General features: G+C 70.3%; 18 protein-coding genes. 7 read left to right on the forward strand and 11 right to left on the reverse strand.

What is annotated here, in order from left to right; genetic code table 11:
• Window positions 1–43: 43 nt before the first annotated feature.
• From M6G08_RS08645 to M6G08_RS08655, 3 genes are all read right to left on the reverse strand, one after another.
• Window positions 44–295: a DUF6458 family protein gene (locus M6G08_RS08645; protein WP_272586588.1), complete on the reverse strand. Its 252-nt coding sequence runs from the start codon at window positions 293–295 to the stop codon at window positions 44–46.
• A gap of 113 nt (window positions 296–408) precedes the next feature.
• The gene (locus tag M6G08_RS08650) at window positions 409–1707 is read right to left on the reverse strand and encodes a M18 family aminopeptidase (protein WP_272586589.1); all 1299 of its coding nucleotides are present in this window, start codon (window positions 1705–1707) and stop codon (window positions 409–411) included.
• Window positions 1708–1797: 90 nt separating this feature from the next.
• Window positions 1798–3624, reverse strand: a complete 1827-nt coding sequence (locus M6G08_RS08655; RefSeq protein ID WP_272586590.1) for an acyl-CoA dehydrogenase — start codon at window positions 3622–3624, stop codon at window positions 1798–1800.
• A 162-nt stretch (window positions 3625–3786) separates the two neighbouring features.
• Here M6G08_RS08655 and M6G08_RS08660 point away from each other — a divergent pair, with 162 nt between their 5' ends.
• From M6G08_RS08660 to M6G08_RS08670, 3 genes are all read left to right on the forward strand, one after another.
• A complete protein-coding gene (locus tag M6G08_RS08660; RefSeq protein ID WP_107477858.1) occupies window positions 3787–4254 on the forward strand; it encodes an SseB family protein in 468 nt (155 codons plus the stop codon).
• 119 nt (window positions 4255–4373) lie between these two features.
• Complete coding sequence (locus M6G08_RS08665; protein ID WP_272586591.1) at window positions 4374–5351, forward strand: pirin family protein; 978 nt, start codon at window positions 4374–4376, stop codon at window positions 5349–5351.
• A gap of 98 nt (window positions 5352–5449) precedes the next feature.
• Entirely contained in the window at window positions 5450–6535 is a 1086-nt protein-coding gene (locus M6G08_RS08670) for an AI-2E family transporter (protein ID WP_272586592.1), read from the forward strand.
• Here the strand turns inward: M6G08_RS08670 and M6G08_RS08675 are convergent.
• A complete protein-coding gene (locus tag M6G08_RS08675; RefSeq protein ID WP_272586593.1) occupies window positions 6466–8631 on the reverse strand; it encodes a SpoIIE family protein phosphatase in 2166 nt (721 codons plus the stop codon). The two genes, M6G08_RS08670 and M6G08_RS08675, sit on opposite strands and share 70 nt — an antisense overlap.
• A 159-nt stretch (window positions 8632–8790) precedes the next feature.
• Between M6G08_RS08675 and aspS the strand changes: the two genes are divergently transcribed.
• Window positions 8791–10554, forward strand: a complete 1764-nt coding sequence (gene aspS / locus M6G08_RS08680; protein WP_272586594.1) for an aspartate--tRNA ligase — start codon at window positions 8791–8793, stop codon at window positions 10552–10554.
• Window positions 10555–10620: 66 nt separating this feature from the next.
• Here the strand turns inward: aspS and M6G08_RS08685 are convergent, their stop codons facing one another.
• The gene (locus M6G08_RS08685; RefSeq protein WP_272586595.1) at window positions 10621–11226 is read right to left on the reverse strand and encodes a Uma2 family endonuclease; all 606 of its coding nucleotides are present in this window, start codon (window positions 11224–11226) and stop codon (window positions 10621–10623) included.
• A 58-nt stretch (window positions 11227–11284) separates the two neighbouring features.
• Complete coding sequence (locus M6G08_RS08690; RefSeq protein WP_272586596.1) at window positions 11285–12163, reverse strand: helix-turn-helix domain-containing protein; 879 nt, start codon at window positions 12161–12163, stop codon at window positions 11285–11287.
• A gap of 374 nt (window positions 12164–12537) precedes the next feature.
• On the opposite strand from M6G08_RS08690, the gene M6G08_RS08695 reads away from it, so the two are divergent.
• Window positions 12538–13413, forward strand: a complete 876-nt coding sequence (locus tag M6G08_RS08695) for a helix-turn-helix domain-containing protein (RefSeq protein ID WP_272586597.1) — start codon at window positions 12538–12540, stop codon at window positions 13411–13413.
• Complete coding sequence (locus M6G08_RS08700) at window positions 13410–13622, forward strand: DUF397 domain-containing protein (RefSeq protein WP_272586598.1); 213 nt, start codon at window positions 13410–13412, stop codon at window positions 13620–13622. The genes M6G08_RS08695 and M6G08_RS08700 overlap by 4 nt, the downstream gene beginning before the upstream one ends.
• 7 nt (window positions 13623–13629) lie before the next feature.
• Here M6G08_RS08700 and M6G08_RS08705 read toward each other — a convergent pair whose 3' ends face one another.
• The 4 genes from M6G08_RS08705 to M6G08_RS08720 form a co-directional block, all read right to left on the reverse strand.
• Window positions 13630–14547, reverse strand: coding sequence for a hypothetical protein (locus M6G08_RS08705; protein ID WP_272591293.1), 918 nt, complete (start codon window positions 14545–14547; stop codon window positions 13630–13632).
• 103 nt (window positions 14548–14650) lie between these two features.
• Entirely contained in the window at window positions 14651–15016 is a 366-nt protein-coding gene (locus M6G08_RS08710; RefSeq protein ID WP_073726254.1) for a PH domain-containing protein, read from the reverse strand.
• A 103-nt stretch (window positions 15017–15119) separates the two neighbouring features.
• Complete coding sequence (gene metG, locus M6G08_RS08715; protein ID WP_272586599.1) at window positions 15120–16736, reverse strand: methionine--tRNA ligase; 1617 nt, start codon at window positions 16734–16736, stop codon at window positions 15120–15122.
• Window positions 16737–16834: 98 nt separating this feature from the next.
• Entirely contained in the window at window positions 16835–18568 is a 1734-nt protein-coding gene (locus tag M6G08_RS08720; protein WP_272586600.1) for a VWA domain-containing protein, read from the reverse strand.
• Between the two features lie 265 nt (window positions 18569–18833).
• Between M6G08_RS08720 and M6G08_RS08725 the strand changes: the two genes are divergently transcribed.
• Window positions 18834–20930 carry a PhoX family protein gene (locus M6G08_RS08725; RefSeq protein ID WP_272586601.1) on the forward strand — a complete coding sequence of 699 codons (2097 nt, stop codon included), beginning with the start codon at window positions 18834–18836 and terminating at the stop codon, window positions 20928–20930.
• A 26-nt stretch (window positions 20931–20956) separates the two neighbouring features.
• Here M6G08_RS08725 and M6G08_RS08730 read toward each other — a convergent pair whose 3' ends face one another.
• Window positions 20957–21967, reverse strand: coding sequence for an endonuclease/exonuclease/phosphatase family protein (locus M6G08_RS08730; protein WP_272586602.1), 1011 nt, complete (start codon window positions 21965–21967; stop codon window positions 20957–20959).

Consider the following 21967-nt stretch of genomic DNA (forward strand, 5'->3'; position numbering starts at 1 on the left):
GCTGCCCCCGTCGGCCTGGACGCGTGGCACGCAACGGCGCCGCTCAGGCGCCGTAGCCGTCGCTGTAGCCGTCACGCGTGTGGTGGTGGGGCCGGTCCTCGACGACCGGGGTCGTCGGCGGCATCACGACGCGGCGGCGTCGGGCGATGCTGCTGAACGTCGCTACACCGATGAGGCCGACGGCCATGAGGATGACACCGACCAGGTCGAGGTTGACGCCCTGCATGTCCCAGTCGGTCGCGAACGTGAGGATGGCTCCCACGGCGATGAGGATGATGCACCCGCCGAGGCCCATGAGTGTTGCCTCCCTGTCAGATCCGGTCGGTTCCGGGTTTCCGGTCGATCCGGTTCCGTGCGGGTACCCCGGGTCTCAACCACCATGCCGTGGGCCCTCGTTCCGCCTCGGTCCTACGGCCTCAGGAACGCCACCAGCGCGTTGGCCAGCAGGTACGGGTCCTCGGCGCCGCACAGTTCCCGTGCGCTGTGCATCGAGAGGATCGCCGCGCCGATGTCGACGGTGCTGATGCCGTGCCGGGCCGCGGTGATCGGGCCGATGGTGGTTCCGCAGGGCATGGCGTTGTTGGAGACGAAGGTCTGGAAGGGGACGTCCGCCTTCTCGCAGGCGGCGGCGAACACCGCGCGGCCCGAACCGTCCGTGGCGTAGCGGTTGTTGACGTTGACCTTGAGGATGGGGCCGCCGTTGACGCGCGGGTGGTGGGTCGGGTCGTGCCGTTCCGCGTAGTTGGGGTGGACGGCGTGGCCCGTGTCGGAGGACAGGCAGACCGTGCCGGCGAAGGCACGGGCGCGGTCCTCGTACGTGCCGCCGCGCGCGAACACCGAGCGCTCCAGGACGCTGCCGAGGAGCGGGCCGTCGGCGCCCGTGTCCGACTGGGAGCCGGTCTCCTCGTGGTCGAAGGCGGCCAGCACGGGGATGTACGACAGGTCCGCGCCGGAGGCCGCGACGGCGGCCAGGGCGGCCGTACCGGCGTGCACGGACAGGAGGTTGTCCATGCGCGGGCCGGCCACCAGCTCCCGGTCGCGGCCCAGGTACGCCGGGGGCTCCACGGAGTGGGTCATCAGGTCCCAGCCGGTGACCTCGCCGCGCGTGAGACCGGTCTCCTCCTCCAGGAAGGAGATCAGGTCGCCGTCGCGGACCGGGTCGCCGAGGCCCCAGACGGGCTGGAGGTGGCGCTGCTTGTCGAGCTTGAGGCCGTCCGCGGACACGTTGCGGTCCATGTGGATGGCGAGTTGGGGGACGCGGAGCAGCGGGCGGTCGACGTTCACCAGGCGGGTCGAGCCGTCGCGCAGGGTGAGGCGGCCGGCCAGGCCCAGGTCGCGGTCGAGCCAGGAGTTCATCAGCGGTCCGCCGTAGATCTCCACGGCGACCTGGCGCCAGCCGTACGCACCGGTGTCGGGGCGGGGCTTCACGCGCAGGTTGGGGGAGTCGGTGTGGGCGCCGACGATGCGGAAGGGGGTGTGCGGCTCGGCGCCCTCGGGGACGTACCAGGCCACGATCGCGCCGCCGCGCAGCACGTACTTGCCGCCGCTCGTCCCCTCCCAGGCGTCCGTCTCCGCGACCTGCCGGAAGCCGGCCTTCTCCAGCCGCTCGGCGGCGTTCGCCACGGCGTGGTACGGCGTGGGGCTCGCCGCGAGGAAGGTCATCAGGTCGTCGGTGTGGCCGCGGTCGAAGCGGGAGGGTGCGCTCATGGGTTCACCTTAACGACGTGTGAGGGCCCGCTTCCCGTGGAGCGGGAGCGGGCCCTCGTACCGGTGTGTGGAGTTCGTGGAGGGCGGGACCTAGAACGCGGCCTCGTCCAGCTCCATCAGGTCCAGCTCGACGCCCTGGGCGACCTTGCGGGCCAGGGTGAGGCCGGGCAGGACGTTCGCGGCGAAGAACTTCGCGGCGGCGATCTTGCCGGTGTAGAAGGCCTTGTCCTTGGCGGACGCGGTCGGGAGCTTCTCGGCGGCGACGGCGGCGCCCTTGAGGAGCAGGTAGCCGACGATCACGTCGCCGGAGGCCAGCAGGAGGCGGGTGGTGTTCAGCCCGACCTTGTAGATGTTCTTGACGTCCTGCTCGGTGGCCGCGAGGTCGGTCAGCATGAGACCGACGATGGCCTCCAGCTCGACGGCGGCCTTGGCGAGGTGCTCGCGGGCGCCGGACAGCTCCTCGCCGCCGGTGCCGAGGGCGAGGAACTTCTTGATGTCCTCGGCGAGCGAGTTCAGCGCGGCGCCCTGGTTGCGGACGATCTTCCGGAAGAAGTAGTCCTGGCCCTGGATCGCGGTGGTGCCCTCGTAGAGGGTGTCGATCTTGGCGTCGCGGATGTACTGCTCGATCGGGTACTCCTGGAGGAACCCGGAGCCGCCGAAGGTCTGCAGCGACTGCGCGAGCTGCTCGTAGGCCTTCTCCGAGCCGTAGCCCTTGACGATCGGCAGGAGCAGGTCGTTGAGGGCGTGCTCGGTGGCGGCGTCCTCGCCGTTCGCCTCCTTGACCTGGATCTCGTCCTGGACCGAGGCGGTGTACATGACGAGGGCGCGCATGCCCTCCGCGTACGCCTTCTGCGTCATCAGCGAGCGGCGGACGTCCGGGTGGTGCGTGATGGTGACCTTGGGGGCCGACTTGTCCATGAAGTTGGCCAGGTCGGGGCCCTGGACGCGCTCCTTGGCGTACTCCAGGGCGTTGAGGTAGCCCGTGGAGAGGGTGGAGATCGCCTTCGTGCCGACCATCATGCGGGCGAACTCGATGATGCGGAACATCTGGCGGATGCCGTCGTGCTTGTCGCCGATCAGCCAGCCCTTGGCGGGGTGGCGGTCGCCGAAGGTCATCTCGCAGGTGTTGGAGGCCTTCAGGCCCATCTTGTGCTCGACGTTGGTGGCGTAGACGCCGTTGCGCTCGCCCAGCTCGCCGGTCTCGAAGTCGAACTCGTACTTCGGGACGAGGAAGAGCGACAGGCCCTTGGTGCCGGGGCCGGCGCCCTCGGGGCGGGCGAGGACGTAATGGAGGATGTTCTCCGACATGTCGTGCTCGCCGGACGTGATGAAGCGCTTCACGCCCTCGATGTGCCAGGAGCCGTCCTCCTGCTGGACCGCCTTGGTGCGGCCGGCGCCCACGTCCGAGCCGGCGTCCGGCTCGGTGAGGACCATGGTGGAGCCCCACTGCTTCTCGACGGCGATCGAGGCGATGTGCTTCTGGACCTCGTTGCCCTCCTCGAAGAGGATGCCCGCGAACGCCGGGCCGGAGGAGTACATCCACACGGCCGGGTTCGCGCCGAGGATCAGCTCCGCGTACGCCCAGATGAGCGAGCGCGGCGAGGTGGTGCCGCCGATCTCCTCGGGCAGGCCCAGGCGCCAGTACTCGGAGTCCATGAAGGCCTGGTAGCTCTTCTTGAAGGACGCCGGGACCGGCGCGGTGTTCGTCTCGGGGTCGAAGACCGGCGGGTTGCGGTCGGCGTCGGCGAAGGACTCGGCCAGCTCGTTCTCCGAGAGGCGGGTCAGCTCCTCCAGGACGCTCTTGGCGGTGTCCGTGTCCATCTCCGCGAACGGGCCGCTGCCGTAGACCTTGTCGCGGCCGAGCACCTCGAAGAGGTTGAACTCGATGTCCCGGAGATTCGGCTTGTAGTGCCCCATGGCGACGGCTCCGTTGAGAGATCGGCGAGGCACTGAATCCTCGCATCTGTACACATACCGACTGCGCGTACCAAGCAGTAGCTACGATGATGCTACCCGTCGGTAATAAGAAGCAACCCCGAGCCGGTCATCTGTGACCCGTCACTCGCTAGTCTTTGCGGCATGTACGGCTACGACCAGACCGCTGGCCAACAGCAGCAGCAGTACGCCCCGCCGCAGCAGCCGATGTCCGGTGGCTACGGGCAGCAGCCGCCGCTGTACCCCGAGCCGTCCCCGCCCTCGCTCGCGGACGCGGTGCGTGCCTTCACCACCGGTCAGATGTCCGCCGAGGACTTCCAGCAGATCTTCGCCACCTCGAAGGTCTACTGCCCGCGCGGCGACAACCCCGGCTTCCTCGCGCTGCACAACACCCAGCAGCCGGTGATCCCCATGTTCACCGGCCTCAAGGAGCTGCGCCGGTACGCGGGCAAGGAGTCCAAGTACTTCGTGATCACGGGCGCCGAGGTGATCGACCTCCTGCCGACCGGCTACGGCTTCGTGCTCGACATGGAGGGCGAGCACCGGATGGTGTTCGACGCGAAGGCCGTGGAGCAGATGGTCGACTTCGCGATGCGCCGGATGTACGGCTAGGCGTCGCCGATGGCGCTGTGCGAGCCCGGAGGGAATGCCCTCCGGGCTTTCGCGGTTCTGGGTGGCAAGAAGTTCAACGCTCAACTAAAGTGGGGCGCACGCCGCCCGAGGAGGTCGACATGCCTGCCGTGACCGTCGAGAACCCGCTGACGCTGCCCCGCGTATCCGCGTCCGCCGACGCCGTCGCACGTCCCGTGCTCACCGTCACGACCGCGCCCAGCGGTTTCGAGGGCGAGGGCTTCCCGGTTCGCCGCGCGTTCGCCGGGATCAACTACCGCCACCTCGACCCGTTCATCATGATGGACCAGATGGGTGAGGTGGAGTACGCGCCCGGGGAGCCCAAGGGCACGCCCTGGCACCCGCACCGCGGCTTCGAGACCGTCACCTACATCATCGACGGGGTCTTCGACCACCAGGACTCCAACGGCGGTGGCGGCACCATCACCAACGGCGACACCCAGTGGATGACGGCCGGCTCCGGTCTCCTCCACATCGAGGCGCCGCCGGAGCAGCTGGTCATGTCCGGCGGTCTCTTCCACGGCCTCCAGCTGTGGGTGAACCTGCCGGCCAAGGACAAGATGATGGCCCCCCGCTACCAGGACATCCGCAGCGGCAGCGTCCAGCTGCTCACCTCCCCCGACGGCGGCGCGCTGATGCGGGTCATCGCCGGTGAGCTGGACGGCCACGAGGGCCCCGGCATCACGCACACGCCGATCACGATGGTCCACGCGACCCTCGCGCCGGGCGCCGAGGTCACCCTGCCGTGGCGGGAGGACTTCAACGGCCTGGCGTACGTGATGGCCGGTCGCGGGTCGGTCGGTGCCGAGCGGCGTCCGATCCACCTCGGCCAGACCGCCGTCTTCGGCGCCGGAGGCTCGCTGACCGTCCGCGCGGACGACAAGCAGGACTCGCACACGCCGGACCTGGAGGTCGTGCTGCTGGGCGGCCGGCCGATCCGGGAGCCCATGGCCCACTACGGCCCGTTCGTCATGAACACCAAGGACGAGCTGATGCAGGCCTTCGAGGACTTCCAGAAGGGCCGCCTCGGCACCGTCCCGGCCGTGCACGGCATGTCGGAGGCGGGCCCGGAGGCCTGACGCCGGCCGGGGAGCAGCCTCTAGGTGAACCGGTGATCCGTCACCCGGGCGGGCCGTCCGCGCAGGACAGCCCGCCCGGTGCGTGATCGGCTGGGGACGTGCACCTGCTTCCCGACCCGGTGCGTCGGTTCGCCGCCTGGTGCGCCGTCGTCCTCCTCGCCAGCGGTGTCGTCTACGTCGCGATCCGGCTCTGCGTCGAGTTCCGCACCGCGGTGACGCCGGCGCTGCTCGCGCTGCTCGGCACCGCGCTGCTCCGGCCGCTGCACCGGTGGCTGGTCAAGGCGCACGTGCAGCGGTCGCTGGCGGCCGGGCTCACCTGCGTCGCCGTCGTGGCCGTGGTCGGCGGGGCCGTGTACATCGTGGTGTCCGCGCTCATCGAGACCGGCGACCAGATCATCGCCTCGCTGCGGAACGCGGCGCGCGACATCGCCGACCACTTCGGTGCGGCCGGCACCTCGCTGGAGGACATGGCGTCCAACGCGCGGGAGCTGCTCGGGAAGTTCGGCGGGACCGCCGCCTCCGGGGTGGTCACCGGGATCAGCGTCGTCGGCGAGATGCTGGCCATGGCCGTGCTCGCCCTGCTGCTCGTCTTCTTCTTCCTGCGCGACTCCGACCGCGCCGTCTCCACGGTGCGCCACCTCGCCCCGCCCGGCGGCGCCGACATGGTCGAGGCGATGGCCCGGCGGGCCTTCGGCGCCGTCGAGGGCTTCATGCGCGGCACCACCCTCATCGCCCTGATCGACGCCTTCTGCATCACGGTGGGCCTGCTGATCCTGCGGGTGCCCGGCGCGATCGGGCTCGGCGCGCTGGTCTTCGTCGGCGCCTACATCCCCTACCTCGGCGCCTTCATCTCCGGTGCGGTGGCGGTGCTGGTCGCGCTGGCCGACCGGGGGTTCGCCATCGCGCTGTGGGCCCTCGGAGTGGTGCTCGCCGTGCAGGTGCTGGAGGGGCACGTGCTCCAGCCGATGATCCAGAGCCGGACCGTGCAGATGCATCCGGCGATCGTGCTGCTGGCGCTCACCGCGGGGGCGTCGGTGGCGGGCATCCTGGGGATGCTGCTCGCCGTACCGCTGACCGCGGCCGCGTTCGGGATCGTGCACGAGCTCCAGGGGCGTTACGCGGCGTCCGGGCCGCCGTCGGGGCCACCGCCGCCGCGGCCGGCGTCCGGGTCCGTGGACTCGTAGACCTCGTACCAGATGCTCTTGCCGTCGCCGCGCGGGGCGACGCCCCACTCGTCGGCGAGCATCTCGACCAGCATCAGGCCGCGCCCCGAGGACGCCATCTCCCCCGGGCGGCGCTTGTGCGGCAGGTCGTCGCCGTTGTCGGTGACCTCGACCCGGATGCGGCGCTCGCCCGGCTCCCCGGTGACCTCGGCGACCAGCAGGGCGTCGGCGTCGGTGTGGACCAGGACGTTCGTCAGCATCTCGGAGAGCAGCAGCACCGAAGCGTCGAGCTGGTCCTCGCTGGGCCAGTCGTGCAGGAGGTCGCGCAGGTGCTCCCGGGCGGTGGCGATCCGCTCCGGTTCGGCCTGGGCGACCGTCAGCATCGTGCGGCGCACCGGCGTCCGGAGGACCGGGCTGTCGCCGCAGCCGCAACCCTCGCCCTGCCGGCACAGCAGGAGCAGGGCGATGTCGTCCTCCCGCCGGTCGGCGAGCGGGCCGGTGGTGTGGTGCGAGGAGGGCCCGTGCACGGCCTGCACCAGCGCGTCGGCCAGCTCCTCCAGGTCGCCGTCGTGCTGCTCCAGGATGACGCGCAGGCGGTCCCAGCCGGAGTGCAGGTCGTGGCCGCCGGTCTCGACCAGGCCGTCCGTGCACAGCATCAGGGTGTCCCCGGGCTCCAGGGCCAGCCGGGTGGTCGGGTAGTCGGAGTCCGGGTCGATGCCCAGCGGCAGCCCGCCCGCGGTGGCGCGGATCAGTGCCGTTCCGTCGGCCATCCGGACGACGGGGTCGAGATGGCCGGCGCGGGCGCTCTCCACGGTGCCGGTCGCCGGGTCCACCTCGGCGTAGTAGCAGGTCGCGAAGCGAATGTCGCCGGGGTCGTCGTCGGACGCGGTGAGGCCGTGCAGGAAGTGGGAGGCGCGGGCGAGCACCGCGTCGGGGCGGTGCCCCTCGGCGGCGTAGGCGCGCAGCGCGATGCGCAGCTGGCCCATGAGGCCGGCCGCGCGTACGTCGTGTCCCTGGACGTCGCCGATGACCAGGGCGAAGCGCCCCGCGGGCAGCGGGATCATGTCGTACCAGTCACCGCCGACCTGGAGGCCGCCGCCGGTGGGGACGTAGCGGGCGGCGAGGCCCATGCCGGGGATCTCCGGGCCGAGCACGGGCAGCATGCTGCGTTGCAGTCCGTCGGTCAGCTCCCGCTGGGTCTCGGCGGCGCTCGCCCGGGACAGGGCCTGCGCCAGCATCCGCGCCACGGTGGTCAGCACCGAGCGCTCGTCCGGTGTGAACGCCACCGGGTAGGCGAAGGCGGCCATCCACGCGCCCATCGGGCGGCCCGCCACCGTCAGCGGCAGGAAGGCCCAGGAGCGGCGGCCGTAGCGCTCGGCGAGCGGCCAGGTGAGGGGGTAGCGGGAGCGGTACTGCTCGGGCGAGGAGAGATAGACGGCACGGCCGGTGCGCACCACCTCGGCGGCCGGGTAGTCCGTGTCCAGCTGCATGTTCACGAACGCGTTCATGTCGTTCTGCGGCTGCCCGTGGTGGCCGATGACCGTGAGACGGTCGCCCGAGACCCCGAAGACCGCGAGTCCGTCCGGGGAGAACCCCGGCATCGACAGGCCCGCCGCGACCCGCAGCACCTCGGTGGTGGACCGGGCCTCGGCCAGGGCCCGGCCCGCGTCCAGCAGGAAGGCCTCGCGCGAGCGGCGCCACTCGCCGGTCACCGCGCTGCGTCCGGCGGGTGTGCCCGGCCTGGGTTCGGCCACCTCCTGGAGGGTGCCGGTCAGCTCGTACGTCTTGTGCACCGGGTCGAACGCCGGCTTGGAGCGGCTGCGTACGACCCGGACCATGTGGCCCCGCTCGTCCATGATCCGGATGCGGACCTCGGCGAGGGTGCCCTCGGCGACGGCGAGCTGGACCACGCCGGTGATCTCGTTCCAGTCCACGGGGTGCAGCCGCGCCCGTACCTGGGCTTCGGTGAGCCGGGCGCACTCGGCGGGCAGCCCGAGCAGCCGGGCCGCCTCCGCGTCGACCGTGACCTCGCCGGTGGCCGTGTTCCAGTGCCACAGACCGGTCGCGAGAGCGGCAAGGACGTCCCCTACTTCGGGCAGGGGCTCATCGGTGCGCATTGCCCCACTTTAAGAAGGTCTGATCGCACGCTGCCACCGCTCGCCCGGTGCCAATGGGGAGGAAGGCAGGGGCGGCCGCCCGGTACGCTGGGGTTGTTTCAACGCTGGTCGTTTCACGTGAAACACCACTCCCGATCCGCGAAGGCTGGATGAACGACGATGCATCGGTACAGGTCCCACACCTGCGGCGAGCTCCGCTCCTCTGACGTCGGCACCGACGTCCGGCTGAGTGGCTGGCTGCACAATCGGCGCGACCTGGGCGGCATCCTCTTCATCGATCTGCGTGATCACTACGGCATCACGCAGCTGGTCGCCCGGCCGGGCACGGAGGCGTACGCGGCGCTCGACAAGCTGACCAAGGAGTCGACCGTTCGGGTCGACGGCAAGGTCGTCTCCCGCGGCGCCGACAACATCAACCCCGACCTGCCGACCGGTGAGGTCGAGGTCGAGGTGGGCGAGGTCGAGCTGCTCGGCGCCGCCCAGCCGCTGCCCTTCACCATCAACACCGAGGACGGGGTCAACGAGGAGCGGCGTCTGGAGTACCGCTTCCTGGACCTGCGCCGCGAGCGCATGCACCGCAACATCATGCTGCGCACGGCGGTCATCTCCGCGATCCGGCACAAGATGGTGACCCTGGGCTTCAACGAGATGGCGACGCCCATCCTCACCGCGACGTCCCCCGAGGGCGCCCGCGACTTCGTGGTCCCCTCCCGCCTGCACGCGGGCCGTTTCTACGCCCTCCCGCAGGCGCCGCAGCAGTTCAAGCAGCTGCTGATGATCTCCGGCTTCGACCGGTACTTCCAGATCGCGCCCTGCTTCCGCGACGAGGACGCCCGCGCCGACCGCTCGCCGGGCGAGTTCTACCAGCTCGACGTCGAGATGAGCTTCGTCGAGCAGGAGGACGTCTTCCGCCCGATCGAGCAGCTGATGACCGAGCTGTTCACGGAGTTCGGCGGTGGCCGTGAGGTCACCTCCCCCTTCCCGCGGATCCCGTTCCGCGAGGCGATGCTGAAGTACGGCTCCGACAAGCCGGACCTGCGCGCCAAGCTGGAGCTCGTCGACATCACCGACATCTTCGAGGGCTCGGAGTTCAAGGCCTTCGCCGGCAAGCACGTCCGCGCGCTGCCGGTGCCGGACGTCTCCTCCCAGCCCCGCAAGTTCTTCGACCAGCTCGGCGACTACGCCGTCTCGCAGGGCGCCAAGGGCCTGGCCTGGGTCCGCGTGGGCGAGGACGGCACGCTGTCCGGCCCGATCGCGAAGTTCCTTACCGAGGAGAACGTCGCGGAGCTGACCAAGCGGCTCTCCCTGGCCGCCGGCCACGCGGTGTTCTTCGGCGCGGGCGAGTTCGACGAGGTCTCGAAGATCATGGGCGCGGTGCGGGTCGAGGCCGCCCAGCGCGCCGGGCACTTCGAGGAGAACGTCTTCCGGTTCTGCTGGATCGTGGACTTCCCGATGTACGAGAAGGACGAGGAGACGGGGAAGATCGACTTCTCCCACAACCCCTTCTCGATGCCCCAGGGCGGCATGGACGCCCTGGAGAACCAGGACCCGCTGGACATCCTCGCCTGGCAGTACGACATCGTCTGCAACGGCGTCGAGCTGTCCTCCGGCGCCATCCGGAACCACGAGCCGGACATCATGCTCAAGGCCTTCGAGATCGCGGGTTACGACGCGGAGACCGTCGAGAGCGAGTTCGCCGGCATGCTGCGCGCGCTGCGCTTCGGCGCTCCGCCGCACGGTGGCATCGCCCCGGGCGTCGACCGCATCGTCATGCTGCTGGCCGACGAGCCCAACATCCGCGAGACCATCGCCTTCCCGCTCAACGGCAACGCCCAGGACCTGATGATGGGCGCGCCGACCGAGCTGGACGAGACCCGGCTGAGGGAACTGCACCTGACGGTGCGCAAGCCGCAGCCGAAGTAACCTGCGGCGGCAGTATCGCAGCGAGGGGCTCGGAGCCGTTGAGCGGTTCCGAGCCCCTCGCCGTCGTCACACCTGGTCCTCGCCCTGGTAGATCGGCAGGTTCTGGGTCGAGATGGTCCAGTCGGCGATGGTGACGTCCTCGCCGTAGACGAAGTCCTTGCGGGTGGCGTAGCGGGGGCCGTCCGGGGTGGAGTGGATGTCGGTGAGGACCGCGCCCTCGCCCTTACGGGGGTCGAAGATCACGTAAACGGGGACGCCCATGAGGGGGTAGTCGCGCATCTTGGTGACCCAGTCGTTCTCCGGGTTGGACTGGGAGACCACTTCGATGGCGGCGATGAGCGCGCGAGGGTCGATCGAGCCCTGGACGTCCAGGTCCGCCCATGCGATGACCATGACGTCGGGATGGCGCATGATGCCTTCGGGCTCGTCCTCCACATCAGGTGTGCCGGTATGGGCCAGCAACGCGTCCGGCAGCATCCTTTCCAGACGGCGGCTGATGTGCGCAGCTGTGACCTCGTGCGGCCCTCCGGGCGACATCATGTCGTGGACGATCCCTTCCTTGGTGATCTCGAATTTGCCGGGCAGCGTGTCGTCCATGGCCTGAACGAAGTCCCGCATGGCCCGGTACAGGTGGGAGGCGCCCTGCTGAGGGTTGTCCGGGGCGATGGTCATGGCGCTCGCTCCTCGTCGTGTGTGCCCACGGGCTCGGGCAAGGATCGTCGAGTTCATGCTAGGCGCCCTCCGGGCGATCGGTTCGGCAGTCGCGGCAGCGGCCGGGGTCCGGCCCCCGGAAGGCGCGGTCGCAGTCGTCGCAGGTCTGGAGGGGGTGCCGGGGCTCGGGGGCGGCCGACGGGACCGGTGGCCGCAGCGGCGGTGGGGGCGGCAGCTGGGCGGTCAGGCGGTGGGCGAGGAAGGCGGCGGGGCGGATCAGGGGCTCGTCGGGCAGGTTCTCGGTCAGGGCGTGGCGTACGGCGGTGGGGGCGATCTCGCGCTCCAGCCAGGCGGCGACGCCCGGGGCGAGGTGTTCGGCGTCGGTGGCGGAGAGGAGGAGCCGGGGGTCGCGGCGACGCAGGCCGGTGAGGACGTCGACGGCCGCCTGGAGGAGGGCGGGGGCGGGGTACGACGGCTGGGGCACGGCGGGGAGGCGCTTGCGTGACGGCGGTTTCTCCTGGTCCGCGCGCCGGGCGGGGCGACGGGGTGCCGTCTCCCGTGCGGCGCCGCCGCGGCTGTGTCCGGGCCTGTTGCGGGAGACCGTGCGGGTGACGATCCGGCCGGTGGACGTACGCGTACACGTGCGTTGGAGGTAACCGAACTTCTCCAGCTCGCGCAGCCCGGCGGCGATGCGGGTGGGACCCTCGGGGAAGCGGGCGGCGAGGGACTTGATGTCGACGGACGTCCCCTGGCGCACCGACTGGATGTAACAGGCGAGCCCGATGGCGAGCAGGGACATTTCCTTGTGCTGGACAAGGTGGTTGCCGACCACCGTGAAGCTCTCGGTGTGGCGGACGTGGTCGTGGACGACGCCTGCGAGGGGCTGTTCCTGGGGGTGGTCTTCGTCCGGGGTTCGGGACGTGGTGAGTACGGGCGCGTTAGGGTGCTGTGCATCCATCGGGAAGCTTCTTCTTCCTTGGTGGCCAGGCCCTCGCATTGGGATCCCACTCCCGGCGGGGGCCGTCGCATGTCTGGTGGTTGTGTCGCCGCTGAGCGTAGGGCAGACAACCAGCCCCGAATCCAGCCGAGTTGGCATATTCACTCGCGGGAGTGACCGCGCCCGGCGGGAGGGCGGGGAGGGGCTTGGTGGGGTGCTTTCCTCCCAGTGAGTAGTTCATAGGGAGCGCAGGTGCGACCGGAGTCCGACTCGTGGCGTTCCGGTCGTTGCCCCCGCTCAGTGTCCGCCGGTTGTCCGGTGTTGTCCGGGCTTGTCAGGGCGGGCCGTACGGGTAGGGCGTGGCTGGCACCAGGTGGTACGACGGAGGGGCGCGCATGTCGGTGGACGGTGAGGTTCGGCAGCTCAGGACCGAGGCTGACGAGCCCGGGTGGGAGGTGGACCCGGACGACGAGTGGGGCGTGGCGGTGGTCGCCACCGTGGGGCGGCAGTTGAAGCTGCGCCGGGAGGCCGTGGGGATGCGGGCCGGGGAGTTCGGCAAGGCGGTGGGGTACGGCGAGGACCTCGTCTACAAGATCGAGGGCGGGAAGCGGATTCCCCGGCCGGAGTATCTGGACATGGCCGACGAGGTGTTGGACGCGGGTGGGCTGATCGCCGCGATGAAGGAGGATGTGGCGAAGGTTTGGTATCCGAAGAAGGTGCGGGATCTGGCGCAGATGGAGGCTCGAGCGGTCGAGATCGGGGTGTACGAGAACAGCAATATCGCCGGGCTGTTGCAGACTCCGGAGTACGTCAGGGCGTTGCTTGAGTCGTGGCAGCCTGCCTACACACCGGAGGACCTGGAGCGCCAAGTAGCCGCACGTATTGCTCGGCGAAGCGTGTTCGACCGGTCTCCCGCGCCCGCGCTGAGCTTCGTCCTGGAAGAGGGGACGCTTCGGCGCAAGGTCGGAGGCACAATGGTCCGACGGCAGCAATTCGAACGCTTGCTGGAGGTGGGGCAGATGAACAACGTCACTCTCCAGGTGATGCCGATGGAGAGTGGACCACACCCAGGCATGAGCGGCAGGATCGAAGTACTGAAGTTCGAGGACGGCACGGCGGTGGGACGCGCCGACGGGGCGTTCAACGGCCGCCCGACGCACGATCCGAGGCAGCTTCGCATCCTTGAGCTGCGGTATGGCACCATCCGGGCGCAGGCCTTCCCGCCAGGGGAATCGCTGGCCTTCATCGAGCAACTGCTGGGGGACACATGATCCGCAAGGCTCTCGCTGCTGACGCCTCCGAACCGGCGTGGTTCAAGAGCAGCTACAGCAGTGGCCCCGACGGCGACTCCTGCGTCGAGGTCGCCGCCACCCCCGGCACCGTTCACGTCCGCGACTCCAAGCACCGGGACGCCGGTCCCCGTCTCGCCCTCGTGCCGGAGGCGTGGGCCGAGTTCGTGGCGTACGCCTCGGGAAGCTGACTTCGGTTCAGCGGCCCGGCATCGGAGGCGACTCGGGGCTGGTGCTGAACAGGTCCTCCGCCCGTTCCACCGTGCCGGCGCGGTCGAGCCAGTCGTTGAGGACGGTGAGGTCGGAGCATGTGACGATCCGCTCACGGACGGCGTCGGTGATCACCAGGTTACGCACCTCCAGTACCCGCAGCACACCCCTGGCCTCGCCGCGGGCTTCGCCCTCGGCCTTTCCCTCAAGGTATTTCTCCTCGAACAGCGTCCTGTGTCCCGGAAAGTGGGTGACAACCTTCTGCATCAGCTTTCTCCAGTTCTCCCTGGTCGGAGTGGATTCCAGACCGACTTCCACCAATTCGAACCAGTACCTCGTGATGTCCGGCTCGAAGGACAGCAGCCCGCGGGCAACGGCTTCCAGTATGGCGGGCGCACGGCGGCTCTCGCTGTGGACGATGGCGGAGAGCACCGCCAATGCCGGGCGTCGGGCCACTGTGGCCTCGTCGGTCACCTCGGGGACGGTCTGGGGCCCCAGGACGATCGGCCGGGTGGTCTGGGTCGGCCAGGAGGCCACGGTGCATTCGAAGGGGCCCATGGCCCACTCTGCCGTGGCACGGTCCCGGCAGACCGCCACCAGCACGACCGGCAGGTCGTATTTCGCGCACAGGTACGCGACGTAGTACGACCAGCTTCTTGCTTTGTCGGGGTCCTTCTTGGTCTGTGACTCGAGGGCGAGCACGAAGTTCTCCCCCATGTCAGGTGCGAATTTGAGCACCGTGTCCACACGGCGCTCCAACGGCCGGATCTCGGTGGCGTCGGGGGAGAGCTCGTCGAAGTCGTCCTTCGAGGGCGGCGGAAGCCCAAGTGCCTCGAAGGCGGGCGCGAGAGCCTCCGAATGCTCCTGGAAGAGCCGGTGGGAGGCCTCGTGTGTTGCTTTGACCATGAGCGCCAATTAAGCGCGGTCATGGCAGGAGCGCTCGGCATATGCCGGGGCATTCACTCGTTCGAGGGTCGGAGAATCGTTCGCTCCGGCCCCGGTGCTCGCGTCAGCGCGCTACGAACTGGGTCAGGATCGCCTGGACCTCGTAGATGTCGACGCCCTTGGTGAAGGTCTTCTCGATCGGGGCCGGGGTGCCGGAGAGCCAGATCTTCAGTTCGGCGTCGAGGTCGAAGTGGCCGGCCGTCTCGACCGAGAAGTGCGTGATGCTGCGGTACGGGATCGAGTGGTACTCGGTCTTCTTGCCGGTGATGCCCTGCTTGTCGACCAGGATGAGGCGCCGGTCCGTGAACAGGATGGTGTCGCGGATCAGCAGGTAGGCCGCGTGGATCTGCTCGCCGTGGCCCAGGAGCCGGGCGTAGTCCTGCTGGGCCTTGGCCGGGTTGACGGTGTGCGCGTTGCCGAAGAGTGCCATGGACGATCCCCCCATGTGTGCCGGTTTCGCGTCCGATCCTCGCAAACGAGCAGGGCCCGGGAGAAGGTCTGCCCTCTCCCGGGCCCGTGCTGTAGCGAGTGCGTTACGCGGTCGGCTTCTCCTCGAGACGGGGGAACAGCACCGCGCCCTTGGTGACCGTCGAACCGGCCGGCAGCCGGCCCCAGTCCGCCGCGTCCTGGACCTTCTGGTCCGCGAGGCCGCCGAGGGATGCCTCGGCGCCCAGGGAGTCCCAGAGCTTCTGGGAGGTGTCCGGCATGATCGGGTTGAGGAGGACCGCCACCGCGCGGAGGGACTCCGCGGCCGTGTAGAGGATCGTCGCCAGGCGGGCCCTGCCCTCCGGCGAATCGTCCTTGGCGACCTTCCAGGGCTCCTGCTCGGTGATGTAGCCGTTGACCTGCTTGACGAAGTCGAAGACCGCCAGGATGCCGCCCTGGAAGTCCAGCTCCTCGCCGATCTTCCGGTCGGCCTCCGCGACCGCCTTGGTCAGGCCGTCGTGGACGGCCTTCTCCGCGTCCCCGTCGGCCGTCGCGGCCGGCAGCTCGCCGCCGAAGTACTTGTTGACCATCGCCGCCACGCGGGAGGCGAGGTTGCCGTAGTCGTTGGCCAGCTCGCTGGTGTAGCGGGCGGAGAAGTCCTCCCAGGAGAACGAGCCGTCCTGGCCGAAAGCGATCGCGCGCAGGAAGTACCAGCGGTACGCGTCCACGCCGAAGTGCGAGGTCAGGTCCTGCGGCTTGATGCCGGTCAGGTTGGACTTCGACATCTTCTCGCCGCCGACCATCAGCCACCCGTTCGCGGCGATCTTGCCGGGCAGGGGCAGGCCCTGCGCCATCAGCATCGCCGGCCAGATGATCGCGTGGAAGCGGAGGATGTCCTTGCCGACCAGGTGCACGTCGGCGGGGAACGTCGACTCGAACTTCTCCGGGTTCTCGTTGTAGCCGACCGCCGTCGCGTAGTTCAGCAGGGCGTCGACCCACACGTAGATCACGTGCTTGTCGTCCCACGGGACCGGCACGCCCCAGTCGAACGTCGAGCGGGAGATGGAGAGGTCCTGGAGTCCCTGGCGGACGAAGTTCACGACCTCGTTGCGCGCGGACTCCGGCTGGATGAAGCCCGGGTTGGCCTCGTAGTGCGCGAGCAGCTTCTCGCTGTACTCGCTCAGCTTGAAGAAGTAGTTCTCCTCGCTGAGGATCTCCACCGGCTTCTTGTGGATCGGGCACAGCTTCTGGCCCGCGTACTCGCCCTCGCCGTCGAGCAGCTCGCCGGGGAGCTTGTACTCCTCGCAGCCCACGCAGTACGGGCCCTCGTAGCCGCCCTTGTAGATCTCGTCCTTGTCGTACAGGTCCTGCACGAACTCCTGGACGCGGTCGGTGTGCCGCTTCTGCGTGGTGCGGATGAAGTCGTCGTTCGCGATGTCGAGGTGCTCCCACAGGGGCTTCCACGACTCCGTGACGAGCTTGTCGGCCCAGGCCTGCGGGGTGACCCCGTTCGCCTCGGCCGTACGCATGATCTTCTGACCGTGCTCGTCCGTGCCGGTGAGGTACCACACCTTCTCGCCGCGCTGGCGGTGCCAGCGGGTGAGCACGTCGCCTGCGACGGTCGTATAGGCGTGGCCCAGGTGAGGAGCGTCGTTCACGTAGTAGATGGGGGTCGAGACGTAGTACGCCTTCGCCCCCTGCTTCTCGGTTCCAGTGGCCGCCATGGGCGAAATCCTACTGGTCCGGTGGAGATCGGCTCACACGCGTTTCGGGGGGCGGACAGGGGGCGGCGGTGCGGGCCTCCCTGTCCGCCGTCGTGTCCCTACGGGCGCCAGGTGGCCAGTACGCCCTCGTAGAGCTCCTTGTCGGTGAGCTCCTTGGGGGTCTCGCCGGCCAGGAAGTGGGAGGTGTTGCCCGTCTTGAGCTTGCGGAGGTAGTCGAAGGCCTTGTTCTCCGGGTCGCCGAAGGCGACGAAGGAGAAGTGGACGTTCGGGTGGTTCGCGGCCGCGTCCGTGAGGGACCGGGTGGCCGGGGTCTTGGCGTCCGGGGCGCCGTCGGTCTGGAAGACCACCAGGGCCGGGGTGCCGGGGGGTGCTTCCTCGGCGTGGTGGGCGAGGACGGCCTCGACGGCGGCGTGGTAGCTGGTGCGGCCCATGCGGCCGAGCGCCGCGTGCAGCTCGTCGATCTTGTTCTCGTGGTCGGTGAGGGTGAGGTCGCCGGTGCCGTCCACTTCCGTGGAGAAGAACGTGACGTGGACGGTGGCCTCGGGGTCGAGGTGGGCGGCGAGGGCGAGGGTCTGCTCGGCGAGGGCCTGGGCGGAGCCGTCCTTGTAGTACGGGCGCATGGAGGCGGAGCGGTCGAGGACGAGGTGGACCTTGGCGCGGGTGCCGGTGAGGTCGTGCTTCTTGAGGGTGGCGGCGGCGGCCTTGTAGGCGGTGGTGAGGCCGGGGGCGCGGGAGCGGAGGTGGGTGGGGGGTGTCGCGGGTTTCGGGGCCTCGGCTGCGCCTTCGGCCCCGGGGTTCCCACCCGCACCACCCGTGCTGCTCTCGTCGTCGGGTGCGGGTGGCCCCTGTGGGGGCTGCTCGCCGTCGGCGGCTGCGGGGGTGGGGGCGGGGGAGGGAGGAGCCTCCGCCTCGGCCTCCGGCCTGGCTGCGGGCTCCGTCTCGGCCTCCGACTTCGTCTCGGCTTCGGGCTCCGGCTGAGCCTCCGGCTCCGCCTTGCCCTCCGCCTCAGCGACAGGCTGCGGCTTAGTCTCGGGCTCCGGCTTGGCCTCAGCGACAGGCTGCGGCTTGGCCTCGGGCTCCGTCTCAGCGACAGGCTCCGGCTTAGTCTCGGGCTCCGCCTTCGCCACAAGCTCAGGCTCGGCCTCAGCCTCGGGCTCCGGCTTCGCCTCAGCGACAGGCTCCGGCTTGGCCTCGGGTTCCGGCTTCGCCACAAGCTCAGCCTCGGGTTCCGCCTTGGCCTTGCCCTCCGCCTCAGCCTGGGGTTCCTGCTGCGCCGCAGGCTCGGCCTCGGTCTTCGGCTTCGTGTCGTGCTCCGGCCCGGCCTCAGCCTCGGGCTGGGGCACGGGCTCGGCCTCAGCCGTCGCCTCGGCCTCCGGCTTCGCCGCGGCCTCCGCCGCCGGCTCGGCCTCAGTCGTCGGCTCGGGCTCAGTCGTCGACTCGGCCTGCGGCTTCGGCTCGGCCTCCGAGGGCGGCGTCGGCTTGGTGGCCTGGGGCGCTGTCGGCTCGGTCTGCGGGGTTGCTTCCGGCTTCCGAGCCGGCGCTTCCTCGGCTTCCGGGATCGGTACCGGGTCCTGGGACTTCGTCGGCTTCGGGACCGTGAGGTTGGCGAAGGCGGCCTTGACGAGTTCGTGTTCGTCGGGGGCGGCCGGTTCCGGACGGGGCTCGGGGAGCCGGGCGGTCTCCGGGGAGGCGGCCGGCTCCCCGGGTGCCGTGGGCTGGGACGGGAGCTGCGGCGCCGGCGGTGCCGCCTCCTGCACCGCACCCTCCGCCTGGGCGGCTCGTTCTTTGCGTGAGCGGCCGAACGCGTTCCGCAGGAGAGTGAGAATGCCCATGTGCGCAACCCTTCGCGTGAGTTGATCCCCGTCGATCCCTGGCCAGGACGGACACGTAAGGTTAGCGGCCCCGGCTTGTGATCTTGTGCAGGGTCTGCCACGGAAGGACGGGCGCGTCAAGGCGGGATCGAGCCGCCGAGGCAATTCCCCTCCGGCTTCCACGGGTTCACCCGTCGTTCACCGCGGCGCCCGTCTCCCGCACGTATGTGCACCTACGGTCGCGCTGACACCAAGGGCATCCAGGGATTCTCAAGGGGAGAACACAGTGCGCAAGCTGCTGCCGTTGATCGGAACGCCGTCCGGTTCGCACCCCGGCGGCCGGTCCGCCATGACCTGCCGTTTCCGGTGTGGTGACGCCTGCTTCCACGAGGTGCCCAACACCAGCTCCAACGAGTACGTCGGCGACGTCATCGCCGGCGCCCTCAGCCGCCGCTCCATGATGCGTGCCGCCGCCGTCGTCACCGTGGCCGCGGCGGGCGCCGGGGCCACGGTCGTGGCCGGGGCACCGTCGGCGCAGGCCGCGCCGGCGGCCGGAAGGGGGCACGGGCACGGACACGGGCACGGGAAACCGTCGAAGACGGACGGTGCGCGTGGGCTGCGGTTCGCGCCCGTCGCGCCCAACACCGACGACGTCGTGACCGTTCCGGAGGGGTACCGGCAGGAGGTCGTGATCCGCTGGGGCGAGCCGATCCTGCGCGGGGCGCCCGCCTTCGACCCGGAGAAGCAGAGCGCCAAGGCGCAGGCCGGGCAGTTCGGGTACAACAACGACTTCCTCGCGCTGCTGCCGCTGCGCGGTGAGCACGGCCGCCAGGTCCTCGTCGCCAACCACGAGTACACCGACGAGGTGCTCATGTTCCGCGACTACGACCCCGAGAACCCGACCCGCGAGCAGGTCGAGATCGCCTGGGCCGCGCACGGCCTGTCCGCCGTGGTCGTGGAGGAGGAGCGCCGGAGCGGGAAGCTGACGCCCGTCACCCGGCACCGCCTGAACCGGCGGGTCACCGCCACGACCGAGTTCCGGCTGACCGGCCCGGCCGCCGGGTCGGACCTGGTGAAGACCTCCGCCGACCGCTCCGGCCGCAAGGTCCTCGGCACCCTCAACAACTGCTCCGGCGGCACCACCCCGTGGGGCACCACGCTGCACGGCGAGGAGAACTTCAACCAGTACTTCGCCAACGGCGGCAGCGCCACGGACAAGCGGTACGGGATCGGGACCGGCGCCACCGAGCGCAAGTGGGAGCGGTTCGACAAGCGGTTCGACGTCGCGCAGGAGCCCAACGAGGTGCACCGTTTCGGGTACGTCGTCGAGCTGGACCCGTACGACCCCGACTCCACCCCGCGCAAGCACACGCTGCTCGGCCGCTTCAAGCACGAGGCGGCGACCGTGCGGCTGACCTGGGACGGGCGCCCGGTCGTCTACTCCGGCGACGACGAGCGCTTCGACTACTTCTACAAGTTCGTCGGCAGCAAGCGGATGCGGCACGGCAGCTCCCGGTGGGCGCGCGAGCACAACCTCTCGCTGCTCGACGAGGGCACGCTGTACGTCGCCAAGCTGAGCGGTGACTCCCCCGAGATGGAGATCGACGGCACGGGCAAGCTGCCGCGCGACGGCGAGTTCGACGGCAGCGGCACGTGGATTCCGCTGGTCACCGCCACCGAGGACGGTGCCGTCTCGCACGTCGACGGGATGACCGCCGAAGAGGTGTGCGTCTTCACGCGGCTCGCCGGTGACAAGGTCGGGGCCACGAAGATGGACCGGCCCGAGGACATCGAGCCGTCGCCGAAGACCGGCAAGGTCTACGTCGCCCTCACCAACAACACCAACCGCGGCAAGACCGGTTACGCCGGCCCCGACGAGGCCAACCCGCGCAACGGCAACAAGCACGGCCACGTGCTGGAGCTGACCGAGCGCTGGAACCGGGCCGACGCCACCCGCTTCGCCTGGTCGCTGTTCCTCGTCGCGGGCGACCCGGAGGACCCGGCGACCTACTTCGCGGGCTTCCCCAAGGACCGGGTCAGCCCGATCTCCTGCCCCGACAACGTCGCCTTCGACGACCACGGCAACCTGTGGCTGTCCACCGACGGCAACAAGCTGGGCAGCCACGACGGTCTCTTCGGTGTGGCGACCCGGGGCGACCGGCGCGGTGAGCTGAAGCAGTTCCTGACCGTGCCGACCGGCGCGGAGACCTGCGGCCCGCTGATCCAGGACCGGCGCGTGCTGGTCGCGGTGCAGCACCCGGGCGAGGTCGACGGCGCCTCGGTGGCGGAGCCGGCCAGCACCTGGCCCGACGGGCCCGGCACGTACGTGCGCCCGGCGGTCGTGGCGGTGTGGCGCGAGGACGGCCGCGACATCGGCGTCTGAGCCCGGCGGAACACGCGGGGCCGGTGTCAGCCGGCCCCGTGCAGCGTCAGGTCGACGACCAGCGCCCGGTGGTCGGTGCCGGCCAGGTCCAGGAACCGGGCGCGGTGCGCGGCGAACTCCTCCGAGACCAGCACGTGGTCGATCTGCACGCCGAACGCCGGCGCGGTCCGGGCCGGCCAGGTGACCGTACGGTCCGCCCCGGCCAGCCGGGCCGCGTCGCTCAGCCCCGTGTCGAGGATGCGGCGGAAGGCGGCGTGGTCCTGGGAGGCGTTGAAGTCCCCGGCGAGGACGGTGGGGGTGCCGTCGTCCCCGGCGACGGCGTCGCGCAGCGCGTCCAGCTCCTCGCGCCACAGCCCGACCTGGTCCGGCAGCGGCGGCATCGGGTGGGCGAGCTGGAGCCGTACGGCGTGGCCGCGCACGTCGGCGACGGCGCCGGGCATGCCCATGGTGGCGGGGACGCCGGGCGTGGGCTCGAGCGGGAAGGCGCTCAGGACGACCGAGCCCTCGGAGCCGCCGCCCGCCACGGCCCGCCGGTGGGGGAAGTCGGCGGCGAGTTCGCGCCGCAGCGCCGCGTCGCACGTGTACTCGCACTCCTGCACGAACACGAGGTCGGGCTTCTCGCGCCGTACGGCGGAGACCAGCGAGTCGGTGCCCTGGCCGAACTCCACGTTGGAGGTCAGTACCCGCACCTCGGCGACCGGGGGCCCGGCGGGCTCGGAGGTCTTGCCGTACGGCTCGATGAACCAGGCCAGCAGTCCGAGCAGCGCCACTGCCCACACCGCGCCGGTCCACCACCGGGCGAGCAGCGTCAGCAGCAGTCCGGCACCGGTCGGCACGAGCAGCCAGGGCAGGAAGGCGAGCAGCTGCGGTACGGGGGTGACGCCGTCGGTGTCGGCGGCGCGGCAGCCGACGACCACGCTCACGGCGGCGAACAGCAGCCCCGCGCACCAGGCCCCGAACCGCCGGCCCCCGGTGCGGCGGGTCGTCTGCCCCTCGCGTGCGGCCGTCCACTCGCCGGTCGCCGTGTCGGTGTCCAA

Source organism: Streptomyces sp. M92, assembly GCF_028473745.1.
GTDB lineage: Bacteria > Actinomycetota > Actinomycetes > Streptomycetales > Streptomycetaceae > Streptomyces.